Origin of the sequence: Vibrio sp. Isolate34 (assembly GCF_022397915.1) — a bacterium.
In the GTDB taxonomy this organism is placed as follows: domain Bacteria; phylum Pseudomonadota; class Gammaproteobacteria; order Enterobacterales; family Vibrionaceae; genus Vibrio.
The window spans coordinates 206,747-223,270 of sequence record NZ_JAKEUO010000001.1 but is presented as its reverse complement, the minus strand read 5'-3'; the positions used below and the strand labels follow the sequence as shown (position 1 = coordinate 223,270).

Sequence of the window (16,524 nt, the reverse complement as noted above, 5' to 3'; positions counted from 1 at the left end):
ATTAAAACAATTATAAGCGGAGTCAATTATGGAACAGTCTCAAATGGAACAGTCTTTATTTTCCAAAGTCGGAAGAGTCACCGATTTAATTGAAGAGTCTTTAATAGCCTTCTTTCTTGGCGCAATGACGCTACTTACTTTTGCCAATGTGGTATTTCGATACGCATTCAATGACAACATCTTATGGGCATTGGAACTGACGGTATTCATGTTTGCATGGATGGTGTTGGTCGGCGCATCTTACGGTGTTAAAAAACACTTCCACATTGGTGTTGATGTCATTATCAACCTTGCCCCTGAAAAGCTACGCAAAGTGTATGCGTTAATCGCGGTGACCAGCTGTCTAGCATTTTCAATCTTACTGCTTATCGGCTCTTGGAACTATTGGTACCCATTCGCGACCGATCGCGCATGGTACGAGACCGACGATATTCCAATGCCAGAGATGCTTCAGTTTCTTGCTGATTGGCTGAATGAAGGTGAGCGATACGAGAAATTGCCACGCTTTATTCCTTACATGGCGCTGCCGATTGGTATGGCAATGCTTACGTTCCGTTTTGCTCAAGTTGCTTACCAAGTAGTAACAGGCAAACTCGACCGCATGATTGCTGGGCACGAAGCCGAAGAAGAATTGGATGCGTTGAAAGCGGACGTGCTAGCGGGTTCTGATGAAGACGCGACAGCGGTATTGGATTCGACGAAGCCAAACAAGGCGAGTGAGTCGGATACAAAATCTAACGGTAAGGAAGACTAATCATGGCAATGTTATTTCTATTTTTAATGGTAATTGCTTTCATGTTGGTCGGTGTACCAATTGCGATTTCCCTAGGTTTATCGAGCGTAATATTCTTATTGATGCATTCAGATGCGTCATTAGCTTCAGTCGCACAAACGCTGTTTAACGCTTTTGCTGGCCACTACACACTCTTAGCGATTCCTTTCTTTATCTTGGCCTCTAGCTTCATGTCCACAGGTGGCGTAGCAAAACGTATTATCCGTTTTGCTATTGCGATGGTGGGCTGGTTCCGCGGCGGTTTGGCGATGGCATCGGTTGTGGCATGTATGATGTTCGCGGCGCTGTCTGGTTCGTCTCCGGCAACGGTAGTTGCAATCGGTAGTATTGTTATCGCGGGTATGATCAAGAACGGCTACTCAAAAGAGTTCGCTGCAGGGGTTATCTGTAACGCGGGTACTCTGGGCATCTTGATTCCGCCTTCAATCGTGATGGTGGTATACGCAGCGGCGACCGATGTATCTGTAGGTCGTATGTTCTTAGGTGGCGTGATTCCAGGCCTGTTGGCGGGCGTGATGTTGATGATTGCTATCTACATTGCGGCGCGTATTAAGAAGATTCCTGCACAGCCATTTGTGGGCTGGGGCGAGATGTTCTCAGCCGCAAAAGACGCGAGCTGGGGATTGTTACTGATTGTCATCATTTTGGGTGGTATCTACGGCGGTATCTTTACTCCGACCGAAGCGGCGGCTGTTGCAGCGGTGTACGCGTTCTTTATTGCCAACTTCATCTATAAAGATATGGGCCCATTTGCGGATAAGAACAACACAAAACCAGCGCTGGTTAAGGTATTCCAAACCTTCTTCCATAAAGACACCAAAGATACACTTTACGATGCAGGCAAGCTAACGATCATGCTGCTGTTTATTATTGCCAATGCTCTGATTCTTAAGCACGTACTGACGGAAGAACGTATTCCTCAAATGATCACAGAATCGATGCTTTCTGCAGGGTTAGGTCCTATCACCTTCTTGATTGTAGTGAACGTTCTACTCTTGATTGGCGGGCAGTTCATGGAGCCATCAGGCTTGTTGATCATTGTTGCGCCTTTAGTATTCCCAATCGCTATTGCACTCGGTATCGACCCAATTCACCTTGGTATCATGATGGTGGTGAACATGGAGATAGGGATGATAACGCCGCCGGTTGGGCTCAACTTATTTGTGACCGCTGGGGTCGCGAAGATGTCGATGATGAACGTGGTCAAAGCGGCACTGCCTTGGGTGGGCGTGATGTTCTTGTTCTTGATTATCGTAACCTACGTGCCTTGGGTTTCTACATGGTTACCAACCACCTTGATGGGGCCGGAAATCATAACCAAGTAGTGGACGGTTTAGTTACACGGCGAGTCTAACGAACGGTTTTATTATCAATGTAAACAACGGCGATAGATGAAGAGTTACACCTTTTCATCTATCGCTTTCTTTTTCCCACGCCTTATTGTGCCGCTTAAACGTCTGTCATAGCCTTTCCAGCGTACTTTTTTCTTTCTTCGCTCGCGCCCAGATCTTCGTTCTACTTCATAATGGTCATCAATCAGCACTGTATCTACAATGACAGGAATGGTCGTTTTTTCGTTCATATGCAACTTATCCTTAAAGTCGACATATGAATTATGGAAGAGGAACTTTATCTCTGCCAGTTTCGATATACATTCAGATTAAGCTGCGTTTTGTTTCGTGGCTGATTCTTTTATTTCATAGTTTAATTTTTCACTTCGAAATCTATTGTTTTACTTAAAATTATCTTTGTCGATTTGATAGCGCTGCATTTTGTCGTAAAGCGTTTTTCTTGGGACATTTAACTGAGACATAGTTAATTTTATACTCCCTTCATTTTCAATCAACGCTCGCTCAATCACCGATTTTTCAAACTCAGCCACTTGGTCCGAAAGGCTAATGCTGGTGTCTGAGTGGATTTCTGGGTTCGCACCATCACCCAGTTGAGCTAATTTTCCGAGTAAGATGAAGCGTTCAGCACTGTTACGTAGTTCACGTACATTTCCCGGCCAATCATGAGCTAAAAGTGCATGAAGTTCTTTTTGAGGAAGTGCCGGGGCGGTCTTGCCATAGCGAGCCGCCGCCACCAATAGGAAGTGGTGGAAAAGGGCGGGGATGTCTTCTTGTCTGCTTCTCAATGGAGGTAAGTCTAGGGTGACGACATTGAGTCGGTAATAAAGGTCTTGGCGGAAGGTGCCTTCTTCAGCCGCTTTCTTTAAGTCGACTTTGGTTGCCGCAATTACGCGAATATCCAGAGGCACCAGTCCGTTTGAGCCAACCCTTTCGATGACACGTTCTTGTAATACACGCAGCAAACGAATTTGTGCCTGCATCGGCATGGATTCGATTTCATCTAAAAATAGGGTTCCGCCCTGAGCAAACTCGAATTTACCGACACGCTTACTTTCAGCACCAGTAAACGCACCTTTCTCGTGGCCATAGAGTTCACTTTCAATCAGGTTTTCAGGCACCGCGCCGCAATTGACCGCGACAAAGTTTTGCTCTCGACGGCTGCTTTGTTCATGCAGAGAACGCGCAACCAGTTCTTTACCTGTACCTGTCTCGCCAAATAACAAGATGTCGGCGTTGGTGTCGGCAACATGGGTGATGATAGAACGTAGTTCGGTCATGGATTGTGTGTCACCAATGATTCTCGGACCGAGTGCTTTGCTGGCTTTGAGCGAACGCTTAAGTTCAAGGTTTTCCAAGGTCAGTTGACGCTTTTCGATGGCACGTTTGGTTGTTTCGATAAGACGCTCATTGGCGAACGGCTTTTCAATGAAATCATAGGCGCCGTCTTGAATCGCTTGCACCGCCATCGAGATATCACCGTGGCCAGTGATCATGATGACGGGAATCTCTTTGTCTTTATGCATGACGGTGTTGAGCAGGTCGTGCCCCGAGATACCCGGCAAGCAGATATCAGTGATGATCACGTGAGGCAATCCATTCTCTTGAATCGCGATCAATGCTGACTCCGCATCGGGGAAGAATTCGGCATCAATATCCGCGAGCTCGAAGCTCTGTTCAATTGCCATTCTTAGGTCAGATTCATCATCAATGAAGTAGACGTGACACATAGTTATTCCTTTACTCTTTTATACTGATTATCGCTGAGTTGGTTTATTAGACCGTATTTGAACGGACTCATCTCAGTCTGTTATTTTTGCTTCGTGTGCTGGGTTTTATTCTTTTTGTCTTGGCTGTTCTTGTTGCTCTTGCTCTTGTCTTACTGTTGCTCAATAACGGGCAACTCTATGCTAAATCGAGCGCCACCTTGTGGACTGGTTCCTGTCGTGAGCTTGCCGTTAATCCCGCTGATTATCTGCTGAGAAATTGATAGCCCTAATCCAAGACCGTTCTTTTTAGTCGTATGGAAGGGTTCGAAAAAGTTTCCGCTCGAAGAGGAAGTAAAACCGGGACCGTTATCATCAACGTGGATCAGTAGCGTGTTGGCTTCATCCGTTTCTCTAACCTCTAATAGGATAGCTAACTGCTTGTCGTCTTGGCTTTCCATTGCCTGAATCGCGTTGGTGAGTAGGTTAATAATGACCTGTTCGAGCTGGATGGCATTGGCGAGCACACATGCGTCAAAGGTTTCAGGCAGTTCATTAGTCTTAACTCGTTCACTCTTGAGTTGTGGCTTCATCAATTCCCGAGATGAATGCAATACAGGGAGGATCTGTAATATGTGCAGCTCTTCCGCGGTCGACTTTTTAGCAAAGGAGCGAAGCTGGTGGCTAATTTTCGCCATGCGATCGGTGAGCGCTGAAATACGCGATAAGTTGTCATCGACACGATCGGTTTTCTCTTTGGCGAGAAATAGTCGGCCATTATCAGCGTAGCTACGAATTGCAGCGAGCGGGTTATTCAGTTCGTGGCTGATGCTCGCTGACATCTGACCTAATACCGCCAATTTTGCCGCTTGGATGAGCTCGTCTTGAGTGTGCCTGAGTACCCGCTCGGTTTCGATACGTTGCTTGATCTCGACGTGTAGCTCAGAGGTTCTTTCGAGCACTTGAAACTCTAATTTCTGGTTAGCTTCTGACTGCAGCCTATCGATCTGAGCGCGTCGGTGTTGACGGTGTAGATTAAGTTGGATGACCAGATAAATAATCGCAAAGACCAAACTCAGTACCACCATATAGGCGACTAAGTCCCACCATACCAAGTGGGTGGGAGAGAAGACCCTGACCGTTAACCCAGGATCAGGTAAAAAGCGTGAAGAGGTGAAAAACTTCTCTTTAACTAACGGGTGCGAGGAGCGAATACTGCTGGTGGCACTTTCTAGATCGCCGGAGAAATGCAGGCTCTCGATTTGAGTATCGAGGTATTGTTGATTCTCCCGAATACGAGTTTGCTGTGCAGCATCAAGAGGTTGAAGACTTTTGAATAGCCACTCTGGATTGCTCGACATAAAAATGATCTGGTCTTTATCATCAGCGACAAAAAAGCTCTGTTTGCCTTGCCAGCTTGCTTCAATCAAAGACAAATCCATTTTTACCACAATTACACCAATGATTTCAGCGGCATAGGAAACAGGGTAAGAATAATAGTAACCACGCTTGCCAGAGGTTGAGCCTAAGGCAAAGTACTGTTTTTCATGCCCTTGAATGGCTTGTTGGTAATAGGGACGAAACGCAAAATTACGCCCAACAAAAGAGTACTTTAGGTTCCAGTTACTGGCCGCGATAGTGGTGCCGATGCTATCCAGTAAATAGGTGTCGGATGCCTGAATCACTGTGTTGACGTGCTCTAGATAGCGGTTGGTCAACTCTATTTGGGCAGAATTGCTTGGCGAATGTAAGGCGTCGATCAGCTCTTTATCTTTTGAAAGCAGTTCTGGGATGTGGGCGAACTTGTCTAACTGGCTGGCAACGTGGACGGAAAAGCGGTCTAAGTTAGATTGATGACCATTTAACAAACTTTGATGGCTTGTGTTCCATACCCAGTGGCCGCCAACGATCATCAGCAAGCTGTAGGTGACCAACAACAGGATACGAATTCTCAAAGCTTGAAACATGGTGGTTCTCCGCTAAATCGGGCTAACAATACTAAGCCTGCTTTCTCTCATTCATCACAGTAATTAGCGGTAGTTTTTACTGAAAATAGAGAGCCAGTAGATAGGTTTAGGTTAAGGCTTTGTAACGGAGATTGTTGAAAAAGTTATCGACTCTGAGGGGTAAAACAAGAGCAAGATCTCTTTTTAAGGTTTTTAGGAAAAAAAGCCCTCGATTCCCTTGAAAAAGTCGCTATTGTCCCCATTTCTGTTGTGCTAAGTGATGTTTTGATCGTTTTTGTATCATTTAGTTGGACGAATTTAGAGCATTCATCATCAAGCAGAGGTGAACGGCTCGACAGAGATTAAACAGATCGCTAGAATGTCGCGTCTAAAATTTCTGTCCTGAGGCTAATCGGAGATACCTTTCTTGTTTCTGAAAACAAGCTTTGTTGCGTTTTAATTGGCGCGTGAAGAACGAAGATATCGCTGATTAGTCTGGTGTTTGGTTGAATAATCAATTCAGACATCAATGCTCGATTTTAAATTAGGTGTTCGGATAGAGCACTACACAAGGATGCAGCCAACAACGTCGGCTTTTGAATTAAAGCTAAGTTACGGCTCATATGCTCAGATTACTGAGCCAGTTTTGAGGTTTATATAATGCAAGTTACTGTTGAAACGCTAGAAGGCCTAGAGCGCCGTCTTAATATTACTGTTCCTGCTGCTAACATCGAAGATGCAGTTACAGCTGAACTACGCAACATCGCGAAAAACCGTCGTTTCGATGGTTTCCGTAAAGGCAAAGTGCCAATGAAGATGGTTGCTAAAATGTACGGCAAAGCAGTACGTCAAGACGTGATGGGCGAAGTAATGCAACGTCACTTCATCGAAGCGATCGTTAAAGAGAAAATCAACCCAGCTGGCGCACCAACTTTCGCACCAGTTGAAAACAACGAAGGCGCTGACCTAGTATTCAACGCAACTTTTGAAGTTTACCCAGAAGTTGAGCTGAAAGGTCTAGAAAACATCACTGTTGAGAAACCAGCAGTAGAAGTTAAAGACGCAGACGTTGAAGAGATGATCGAAACTCTACGTAAGCAACAAGCAACTTGGACTGAAGTTGAAGCTGCAGCTGACGCTGGTTCTCGTGCAACTATCGACTTCGTTGGTTCTATCGACGGTGAAGAGTTCGAAGGTGGTAAAGCTGAGAACTTCCCACTAGAGATGGGTGCTGGTCGCATGATCCCTGGCTTCGAAGACGGTATCGTTGGTAAAACAGCAGGTATGGAATTCGAAATCGACGTAAACTTCCCAGAAGATTACCACGCTGAAAACCTAAAAGGTAAAGCAGCTAAGTTCTCTATCAAGCTGAACAAAGTTGAAGCTCGTGAACTTCCAGAACTAGACGAAGAATTCGTTTCTAAGTTCGGCGCTGCTGACGGTGTTGAAGGTCTTAAAGCTGAAGTTCGTAAGAACATGGAGCGTGAGCTTAAGCAAGCTGTTAAGAACCGCATCAAAGAGCAAGCTATCGACGGTCTAGTTAACGAAAACAACATCGACGTACCTTCTGCTCTTATCGATCAAGAAATCGGTGTTCTACGTCAACAAGCTGCTCAACGTTTCGGTGGCAACACTGAAGCTGCTGACCAACTTCCACGTGAGCTGTTCGAAGAGCAAGCTAAACGTCGCGTAGTTGTAGGTCTTCTTCTTGGTGAAGTAATCAAGACTGAAGAGCTAAAAGCTGACGACGAGAAAGTTAAAGCTATCATCGAAGAGATGGCTACAGCATACGAAGATCCAACAGAAGTTATTGCTTACTACGAGCAAAACGAGCAAATGATGAACAACATGCGCAACGTTGCTCTAGAAGAGCAAGCTATTGATGCAATCATCGCTAAAGCTCAAGTTTCTGATAAAGAAGTTAGCTTCAACGAGCTAATGAATCAGCAACCTGCTTAATATAGTAATATCTGACGTAGAAGGTTGACGTACGGTCAACAATTCTGCTAACAATGGTCCGTATGATTTAATCATTCGGGCCATTTATTTTAGGGACATAAGAATATGAGCTACCAAGAAAAAAATACAATGCCATCGATTATGGACGCACTAGTTCCTATGGTGGTTGAACAGACTTCCCGTGGTGAACGTTCTTACGATATTTATTCTCGTCTATTAAAAGAACGTATCATTTTCTTAACAGGTCAAGTGGAAGACCACATGGCAAATCTTGTCGTGGCTCAACTGCTTTTCTTGGAATCAGAAAACCCAGACAAAGATATCTATCTTTACATCAACTCACCTGGCGGTAGCGTAACAGCAGGCATGTCTATCTACGACACAATGCAGTTCATCAAGCCAAACGTGAGCACAGTATGTATGGGTCAAGCTTGCTCTATGGGTGCATTCTTACTAGCGGGTGGTACCCCAGGTAAGCGTCACGTGCTTCCAAACTCACGTGTAATGATTCACCAGCCACTTGGCGGTTTCCAAGGCCAAGCGTCTGATATTCAAATTCATGCGCAAGAGATCCTAACGATCAAACAAAAGCTAAACAAACTATTGGCAGAGCACACTGGTCAGCCTCTAGAAATTGTTGAGCGTGATACTGATCGTGACAATTTCATGTCTGCTGATCAAGCAGTAGAATACGGCTTAGTGGATTCAGTTCTTAATCACCGCGGTCAATAATTGCAGGGCAATTGTTTAACGCAAAGTGATTCAAATTGATATACACTCAAGCATAGAGAGTAAAGGCTAAGAGGTTAGCGAATGACAGATAAAAGCAAAGAGGGTGGTAGCGGTAAACTGCTTTACTGCTCTTTCTGTGGCAAAAGCCAACACGAAGTTCGCAAGTTAATCGCAGGTCCTTCTGTTTACATTTGTGATGAATGTGTCGATCTATGTAACGACATTATTCGTGAAGAAATTAAAGATGTTCTTCCTAAGAAAGAATCTGAATCGCTGCCAACGCCGCGTGAGATTCGTGAGCATCTTGACGATTATGTAATCGGTCAGGAATACGCGAAAAAAGTGCTAGCAGTTGCGGTATATAACCACTACAAGCGTTTACGTAATGGTGATACAACGGCTGAAGGCGTAGAGTTAGGTAAGAGTAACATTCTTCTTATCGGTCCTACTGGTAGTGGTAAAACACTGCTTGCTGAAACACTGGCTCGTTTCCTAGACGTTCCTTTCACAATGGCAGACGCAACAACACTAACCGAAGCGGGTTACGTGGGCGAAGATGTTGAAAACATCATCCAGAAGTTGCTTCAGAAGTGTGATTACGACGTAGCGAAAGCGGAACGCGGCATTGTTTACATCGATGAAATCGACAAGATTTCTCGTAAAGCTGAAAACCCATCAATCACGCGTGACGTGTCTGGTGAAGGTGTACAGCAAGCTCTACTAAAACTTGTTGAAGGTACAGTTGCTTCAGTTCCACCTCAAGGTGGTCGTAAGCATCCACAGCAAGAATTCTTGCAAGTGGACACGTCTAAGATCCTATTTATCTGTGGTGGTGCATTTGCAGGCCTAGATAAAGTGATTGAGCAACGTGTAGAAACAGGTTCAGGTATCGGCTTCGGCGCAGAAGTGCGTTCAAAAGACGAAACCAAAACTATCGGTGAATTGTTCACTCAAGTAGAACCTGAAGATCTAGTGAAGTATGGTCTAATTCCAGAATTCATCGGTCGTCTACCTGTTACAACAACACTGACAGAGCTTGATGAAGAAGCGCTAATCCAAATCCTTTGTGAGCCAAAGAATGCACTGACAAAACAGTACGCTGCATTATTTGAGCTTGAGGATACAGAGCTAGAATTCCGTGAAGACGCTTTACGTGCCATTGCTAAGAAAGCAATGAACCGTAAAACGGGTGCTCGTGGTCTACGTTCTATCTTGGAGGGTGTTCTACTAGAAACTATGTACGAACTGCCATCTTCAACTGATGTAAGCAAGGTTGTGATTGATGAGTCGGTAATTAATGGTGAGTCAGAACCACTATTAATTTACAGCAACTCAGATAACCAAACAGCGGTTGCAGAGTAGGTCTTTTTTAGACAAGTCACTCAAATTGAAAAAGGAGGTAAGCAATTACCTCCTTTTTTTTATTCTTCCATTGAATCCAGTCGTTTAAGCCCCATATACTGCTTTATAAGTTAAAGCGGAAGAGAGAAATATATGAACTTGGAACGTTCCGAGCGTATCGAAATCCCCGTGCTACCTCTACGTGATGTAGTGGTTTACCCACACATGGTTATTCCATTGTTTGTTGGTCGTGAAAAATCGATTACTTGCCTTGAATCGGCAATGGAAGCTAACAAACAAGTACTACTTGTAGCGCAGAAAGAAGCGGATACTGATGAGCCTTCAATTGACGACCTATTTAAAGTAGGTACTGTCGCTACCATTCTTCAGTTACTAAAGCTCCCTGATGGTACTGTTAAAGTGCTTGTCGAAGGTCAGCAGCGTGCAAAAATTCACCAATTCAAAGAAAGTGAGTTTTTCTTAGCGGACGCAGAATACGTTGTAACCTCAGAACTTGACGAAAAAGAACAAGAAGTGGTTGTTCGCAGCGCGATCAATCAATTCGAAGGCTTTATTAAGCTAAACAAAAAGATTCCACCAGAGGTTCTAACATCTCTGAACGGTATTGATGAGGCAGCTCGCCTTGCTGATACGATTGCTGCGCACATGCCACTTAAACTGGTAGACAAGCAGCACGTTCTAGAAATCTTAGATGTGACTGAACGTCTGGAATTCTTGATGGGCCAAATGGAGTCAGAAATTGACATCCTGCAAGTTGAAAAACGCATCCGCGGCCGCGTTAAGAAGCAAATGGAAAAATCTCAGCGTGAGTACTACCTGAATGAGCAAATGAAAGCGATTCAGAAAGAACTTGGCGAGATGGACGATGCTCCTGATGAATTCGAGACTCTGAAGAAGAAGATCGAAGACTCTAAGATGCCTCAAGAAGCTCGTGAAAAAACCGAGCAAGAACTGCAAAAACTGAAAATGATGTCGCCAATGTCTGCTGAAGCAACAGTAGTACGTAGCTACATTGATTGGATGGTGGGCGTTCCTTGGGCTAAGCGTTCAAAAGTGAAAAAGAATCTAGCGAAAGCGGAAGAGATCTTAAACGAAGATCACTACGGCTTAGAGCGTGTTAAAGAACGTATTCTTGAATACTTGGCAGTACAGAACCGTATCAACAAGCTTAAAGGCCCAATCCTTTGTCTTGTTGGTCCTCCTGGTGTAGGTAAAACCTCTCTAGGTCGTTCGATTGCTGCGGCAACGGGTCGTAAGTACACGCGTATGGCACTTGGTGGCGTTCGTGATGAAGCTGAGATTCGTGGTCACCGTCGTACGTACATCGGTTCACTTCCGGGTAAACTGATTCAGAAGATGTCTAAAGTTGGTGTTAAGAACCCACTGTTCCTATTAGATGAGATCGATAAGATGTCTTCTGATATGCGTGGCGACCCATCTTCAGCGCTTCTAGAAGTACTAGACCCAGAGCAAAACAACGCATTTAACGATCACTACCTAGAAGTAGATTACGATCTGTCAGATGTTATGTTCGTGGCAACATCGAACTCGATGGACATTCCTGGTCCTCTACTGGATCGTATGGAAGTGATTCGTCTATCGGGTTACACAGAAGATGAGAAGCTGAACATTGCTAAGAGCCACTTATTGGACAAGCAGGTTCAACGCAATGGTCTTAAGCCTCATGAGATTGAGATTGAAGACTCTGCAATCATCGGCATCATTCGTTACTACACGCGTGAAGCGGGTGTACGTAGTCTAGAGCGTGAAATTTCTAAGATCTGTCGTAAAGCAGTGAAGAATATCTTGCTAGACAGCGATCTTAAATCTGTAACGGTTAACATTGATAACCTGAAAGAGTACTTAGGCGTTCAACGTCACGACTTCGGTAAGGCGGATGAAAGCAACCGTATTGGTCAAGTAACGGGCTTAGCGTGGACTCAAGTGGGTGGTGATCTACTGACTATCGAGACCGAGGCTATGCCGGGTAAAGGTAAGCTAACGCAAACTGGCTCACTTGGCGACGTGATGAAAGAGTCGATTCAAGCGGCAATGACCGTGGTTCGCTCTCGTGCTGAAAAACTGGGTATCAACTCAGATTTCTACGAAAAACGCGACATTCACGTTCACGTACCAGAAGGTGCTACACCGAAAGATGGCCCGAGTGCGGGTATCGCAATGTGTACTGCACTTGTCTCTAGCTTAACAGGTAACCCGGTTAAAGCAGAGGTCGGTATGACAGGTGAAATTACCCTTCGTGGTGAAGTTTTACCTATCGGTGGCTTGAAAGAAAAACTGCTTGCTGCACACCGTGGCGGCATCAAAACTGTACTGATTCCTAAGGACAATGAGCGTGATTTGGAAGAGATTCCAGACAACGTAATCGCTGACTTGAAGGTGATCCCGGTCCAATGGATTGATGAAGTACTGAAAGTCGCGCTAGAACGAGATCCGTCAGGGGTCGAGTTTGACGTGAAAAAATAGTGATGCATAGCAAAAATAAGTAAAGAATTACGTTGATAGGCCCGAAAAGGCTTGTCAGCGTTTTTTTTGGACGCTAAGTTATTTGACTAAAGCGGCAGCCCTTTTGCAATAAGGCTTGCGGCTAAATTAAAACCAAAATGGAACGCACAGTCATCAAGCAGTAGTCACAGATGACACATAGGGGAAAAACAGTGAATAAAACACAACTAGTAGAATCAATCGCAGAAAACGCAGACATCTCTAAAGCTTCAGCTGGCCGCGCTCTAGACGCATTCATCGAAGCAGTTGGCACAACGCTACAATCAGGCGACCAAGTTGCACTTGTTGGCTTTGGTACTTTCAGTGTTCGTACTCGTGCTGCTCGTACAGGTCGTAACCCAAAAACGGGTGAAGAGATCCAAATCGCAGAAGCTAAAGTACCTGGCTTCAAAGCGGGTAAAGCACTTAAAGACGCATGTAACTAATTTCTACGGCTGAAACCTCGGTTTTGCGAGGGGAAGGCTGTAAAATGCGTTTACTGTTTGAAAAATGATGTTTCATTCTTAAACAGTAAGTGTGCAAAGCACATTGAACTTATTTAAATTATGCGCATCCTACTGATGCGCATTTCTTTTTCTGATAATATCGCGTGAATAGATTTTTATTTTGAAGCCAATGCTTCATATCCGGAGAGCACTTAAATTATGATGGATCGATTACGCGAAGGCGTGAATAGCATCGCGGTAAAAATTATCCTTGGGTTGATTATCCTGTCATTCGTATTCGCAGGTGTAGGCAGCTACATCACCGGTGGCGGTAACAACGCAGCAGCTAAAGTTGGCAACACAGAAATTGCTCGTGGTGAGTTCGAACAGGCTTACCAAAACGAACGTAATCGCATGCAATCTCAACTTGGCGATTACTTCGCTCAAATGCTTGCAGACCCTGCATACGTAGAGTCTTTCCGTAAATCAGTCCTTGATCGTATGATCAACGACGTTCTACTTGAGCAGCAAGCAGAGTCTCTAGGCCTACGAATCAGTGATTCTCAAATCCGCACCATGATTCTAGAAATGCCTCAGTTCCAAACGGCTGGTCAATTCGACCAAGAAGTTTACCAATCAGCACTACGTCGTGCAGGTTTCAGCGCAGAAAGCTTCGCTGAATACATGCGTCGTGACCTAATGCGTAACCAGCTTGTGACTGCACTTCAAGGCAGTGAATTTGTTCTTCAAGGCGAAATCGACACGCAAAGCAAACTGATTGCGCAAACTCGTGATATTCGCACAGTGACACTGTCTGTTGCCGAACTCGCAAAAGACATCGAGCTAACTGACGAACAGATCGAACAGTATTATCAAGAGAACCCAGCAGCTTACACTCGTCCAGAGCAAGCTAAAGTATCTTACATTGAGCTTTCTGCTGAGGCACTTAAGTCTCAGCTTGAAGTCAGCGATGAAGAAGCGCAGAAATACTACCAAGAGCACCTAGACAAATACTCAACTGAAGAGCAACGTAAAGTTAGCCACATCCTAGTTCAAGGCGATGACGAAGCGAAAGCTCAGTCTATCCTAGACGAACTAAATGCAGGCGCTGATTTTGCTACGCTAGCGGAAGAGAAATCTGACGACTTCGGCAGTGCTGACGTTGGCGGTGACCTAGGTTGGATCGAACGTGATGTTATGGACCCAGCATTCGAAGACGCGGCTTTCGCTCTTGAGAATATTGGTGATACGACTGGCCTAGTTAAATCTGATTTCGGCTACCACATCATCAAGCTAGACGAATTAAAAGCGTCTCAAGCTCAGCCTTATGCAGAAGTAGCGGCTGAGATTAAGACAGAGCTTCTAGACCAACATGCCGTTGATCAGTTCTACGAGCAACAAACTGAACTTGAAAAAGTAGCGTTTGAATTCCCAGATTCTCTAGACGATTCTGCTGAAGCGATTAATGCAAAAATTACGACGACTGATTTCATCTCTCAAGCTGATGCTCCAGAAGTTCTGATGACGCCTGCAGTAATGCAAGCAATCTTGAGCCCTGAAGTGAAAGAAGACGGTCTAAACTCTGAAGTTATCGAAGTGGCTCCTGAGCACGTGATTGTTGTTCGTGTAGAAGAGACTCGTGACGAGACTGTTCTTCCTCTAGCTGAAGTGAAAGATCAAGTTGTCGCTGCATTGTCTGCGGTACAAGCAGAGCAACAAGCGGTTGAGCTAGGTGTTTCTCTAGTCAATGATCTTAAAGCTGGTAACGAAGCAGTACTAGCGGACAACAACCTTGAGTTCACTGAGCTTGAAACTATTGACCGTAACTCTCCACTAGCGGCTTCTGTATTTGCTCTAGCGAAGCCAGAAGAAGGCAAAGTGGTATTCGGCCAGTCTAAAGACCAAAACGGCAACATCGTTGTTGTAGAGCTGTCTAAAGTAACGGCTGAAATTAACCCTGCATACAGCACTCAAATTGGTGCTCAGTTAGAGCGTGTTGGTAACCAGCAAGATCTGACTAACGTATTAAACGTACTACGTAAAAACGCAGACGTTGAATACTACGTTGTAGGCCAAGGTCAATAATCATCAACTGTCTGGCTAGTTGAACTCCGAAACAAATTTGTGAGCCAACAAGCAAGCTGATGAAAATAAGATGTATAACGAAGCGGGTCACTTAGGTGATCCGCTTTATTTTTATCTGGTGATTGTGTTATCTAGTGCGATAAATGCATAAGTTACGTTTTTTGAACAAAGGAACGATTTATGCGCACTCTATATTCAACACTACTTCTTTTACTTTTGATGTTTTTAAACCCTGCAGCACTCGCAGACAGCCCGACTAAGGCTGAGCTTTATGATGGCATCGAGGTTACGGTAAACATTAATACTGCGACTGCTGAAGAGCTTTCTGCGCTACTAGTTGGTGTGGGTGATAAGAAAGCCAAAGATATTGTCGACTATAGAACTGAGCACGGCGCGTTTGCTAGTGCTGACGACTTGGTGAGTGTGAAAGGGATTGGTGAAGCTACGGTTGAAAAGAATCGCGAAAGGATACAGCTTTAGTTCGCTTTTTTACCTATTAAAAATGAAATGATAGCCATGGACCCGCCTGTCAGTGCACCTGCTAGGTGGGCTTCAATGGCCACTCTCGCGTTAATTAGTTCACCAGTCGTACTAGAAGGGCCAATAAGCTGCTCCCAAGCGACCTTGGCGACTAATCCTAATACCAATAGCCAACTTGATTTCCTGCCGTTTAACGCCTCTCTGAGCGCGAATAAGCCAAATAGCCCATGTAAAGCTCCCGACAAACCCACATAGATTTGAATGCTCGTCAGCAACAGCGCCAATCCCGTGACTAAACTAATCACAAGCAAAGCAACAACAAGCTGTGTTTTGCTCGGCTGAAACAGATAGCTGATAATCCACAAGCCTGCTAAATTCATCACTAGGTGCGGGTAGTTGGTATGTGAAAAGTTTCCTGTTAGGATCCGCCACCATTGCCCATCGGCGATCGCATTGCTATCCCAAACTACCCAAGCCTGCACAGGCTCTAGTTGGAATAAGACGCATAAAAGTGAAGTGAAAATTAAAACAGGGTACACATTAAATCCATGTCTCGTTATTGCCACCAATGCAGCAAGGCTTTGAAAGCTTGTATTTGTCAGTGGGTTACACCACTAGAGTCGAACGTTGAGCTTATCATTCTTCAGCACCCATCAGAAGAGCATCGTCCGATGGGAACCGCGCGTATTCTCTCGTTATCTCTAAAAAACAGCGTGACGCTTGTCGGGGAGGACTTCTCAGATAATACAAAACTGAACGAGTTGCTGGCCGATGGGGGTTACCAACACGTGATTTTGTACCCAAGTGAGCACTCTGTGTCTGTTGAGTCTGCAACACGCCCAAGCAAAAAAATGCGTGTGATTTTATTGGATGGGACGTGGAAGAAGGCATTCAAGATGTGGCAGGTGTCGAGTAACTTGCACGCGTTGCAAACCGTTCACCTACCCAAAGATCTTAAAGGTAACTATCGAATTCGTAAGGCGCCGAGTGAAAACAGCTTGTCGACGGTAGAAGCCGGATACCATTTGTTGAATTTATTAGAGGGCGACCGAGATTTCAGTCCGCTGCTAACGGCATTTGATCAAATGATTCAATTTCAAATCAATCAAATGCCGCCCGGTGTATTTGAGAAAAACTACCTAGATTAAGCTGCTTTAGTCGAAT

Annotated in this window: 14 protein-coding genes and 1 pseudogene; 11 read left to right on the top strand and 4 right to left on the bottom strand. The window is 44.8% G+C overall.

What is annotated here, in order from left to right; translation table 11 throughout:
- Positions 1 to 28: 28 nt before the first annotated feature.
- Together L1D22_RS00990 and L1D22_RS00985 are read left to right on the top strand one after the other, a co-directional pair.
- Complete coding sequence (locus tag L1D22_RS00990; protein ID WP_029189592.1) at positions 29 to 754, top strand: TRAP transporter small permease; 726 nt, start codon at positions 29 to 31, stop codon at positions 752 to 754.
- 2 nt (positions 755 to 756) lie between these two features.
- Positions 757 to 2,118, top strand: coding sequence for a TRAP transporter large permease (locus tag L1D22_RS00985; RefSeq protein WP_016767078.1), 1,362 nt, complete (start codon positions 757 to 759; stop codon positions 2,116 to 2,118).
- Between the two features lie 74 nt (positions 2,119 to 2,192).
- On the opposite strand, the gene L1D22_RS00980 is transcribed toward L1D22_RS00985, so the two are convergent.
- The 3 genes from L1D22_RS00980 to L1D22_RS00970 form a co-directional block, all read right to left on the bottom strand.
- Entirely contained in the window at positions 2,193 to 2,375 is a 183-nt protein-coding gene (locus L1D22_RS00980) for a hypothetical protein (protein WP_239828420.1), read from the bottom strand.
- Between the two features lie 150 nt (positions 2,376 to 2,525).
- Complete coding sequence (locus L1D22_RS00975) at positions 2,526 to 3,872, bottom strand: sigma-54 dependent transcriptional regulator (protein ID WP_239828419.1); 1,347 nt, start codon at positions 3,870 to 3,872, stop codon at positions 2,526 to 2,528.
- A gap of 149 nt (positions 3,873 to 4,021) precedes the next feature.
- Positions 4,022 to 5,815, bottom strand: a complete 1,794-nt coding sequence (locus tag L1D22_RS00970; protein WP_239828418.1) for an ATP-binding protein — start codon at positions 5,813 to 5,815, stop codon at positions 4,022 to 4,024.
- Positions 5,816 to 5,977: 162 nt separating this feature from the next.
- Between L1D22_RS00970 and L1D22_RS22370 the strand changes: the two are divergent.
- The 8 genes and pseudogenes from L1D22_RS22370 to L1D22_RS00935 all read left to right on the top strand — a co-directional run.
- Positions 5,978 to 6,160: pseudogene (locus L1D22_RS22370) on the top strand (hypothetical protein); the annotation flags it as partial.
- A gap of 294 nt (positions 6,161 to 6,454) precedes the next feature.
- Positions 6,455 to 7,753: a trigger factor gene (gene tig / locus L1D22_RS00965; RefSeq protein WP_239828417.1), complete on the top strand. Its 1,299-nt coding sequence runs from the start codon at positions 6,455 to 6,457 to the stop codon at positions 7,751 to 7,753.
- 105 nt (positions 7,754 to 7,858) lie between these two features.
- Complete coding sequence (clpP, locus tag L1D22_RS00960; protein WP_239828416.1) at positions 7,859 to 8,485, top strand: ATP-dependent Clp endopeptidase proteolytic subunit ClpP; 627 nt, start codon at positions 7,859 to 7,861, stop codon at positions 8,483 to 8,485.
- 81 nt (positions 8,486 to 8,566) lie between these two features.
- Complete coding sequence (clpX, locus tag L1D22_RS00955; protein ID WP_239828415.1) at positions 8,567 to 9,847, top strand: ATP-dependent protease ATP-binding subunit ClpX; 1,281 nt, start codon at positions 8,567 to 8,569, stop codon at positions 9,845 to 9,847.
- 132 nt (positions 9,848 to 9,979) lie between these two features.
- Complete coding sequence (gene lon, locus L1D22_RS00950; protein ID WP_017060619.1) at positions 9,980 to 12,331, top strand: endopeptidase La; 2,352 nt, start codon at positions 9,980 to 9,982, stop codon at positions 12,329 to 12,331.
- Positions 12,332 to 12,501: 170 nt separating this feature from the next.
- Positions 12,502 to 12,795, top strand: a complete 294-nt coding sequence (locus L1D22_RS00945) for an HU family DNA-binding protein (protein WP_012604504.1) — start codon at positions 12,502 to 12,504, stop codon at positions 12,793 to 12,795.
- A gap of 219 nt (positions 12,796 to 13,014) precedes the next feature.
- Positions 13,015 to 14,880 (top strand): peptidylprolyl isomerase, encoded by a 1,866-nt coding sequence (gene ppiD / locus L1D22_RS00940; protein ID WP_239828414.1) that lies wholly within the window; start codon positions 13,015 to 13,017, stop codon positions 14,878 to 14,880.
- Positions 14,881 to 15,060: 180 nt separating this feature from the next.
- A complete protein-coding gene (locus tag L1D22_RS00935) occupies positions 15,061 to 15,360 on the top strand; it encodes a helix-hairpin-helix domain-containing protein (RefSeq protein ID WP_239828413.1) in 300 nt (99 codons plus the stop codon).
- On the opposite strand, the gene rrtA is transcribed toward L1D22_RS00935, so the two are convergent.
- Positions 15,357 to 15,899 (bottom strand): rhombosortase, encoded by a 543-nt coding sequence (gene rrtA / locus L1D22_RS00930; protein ID WP_239828412.1) that lies wholly within the window; start codon positions 15,897 to 15,899, stop codon positions 15,357 to 15,359. The two genes, L1D22_RS00935 and rrtA, sit on opposite strands and share 4 nt — an antisense overlap.
- A 9-nt stretch (positions 15,900 to 15,908) precedes the next feature.
- On the opposite strand from rrtA, the gene L1D22_RS00925 reads away from it, so the two are divergent.
- Positions 15,909 to 16,508 carry a DTW domain-containing protein gene (locus L1D22_RS00925; protein WP_239828411.1) on the top strand — a complete coding sequence of 200 codons (600 nt, stop codon included), beginning with the start codon at positions 15,909 to 15,911 and terminating at the stop codon, positions 16,506 to 16,508.
- The last annotated feature ends 16 nt before the right edge of the window (positions 16,509 to 16,524 follow it).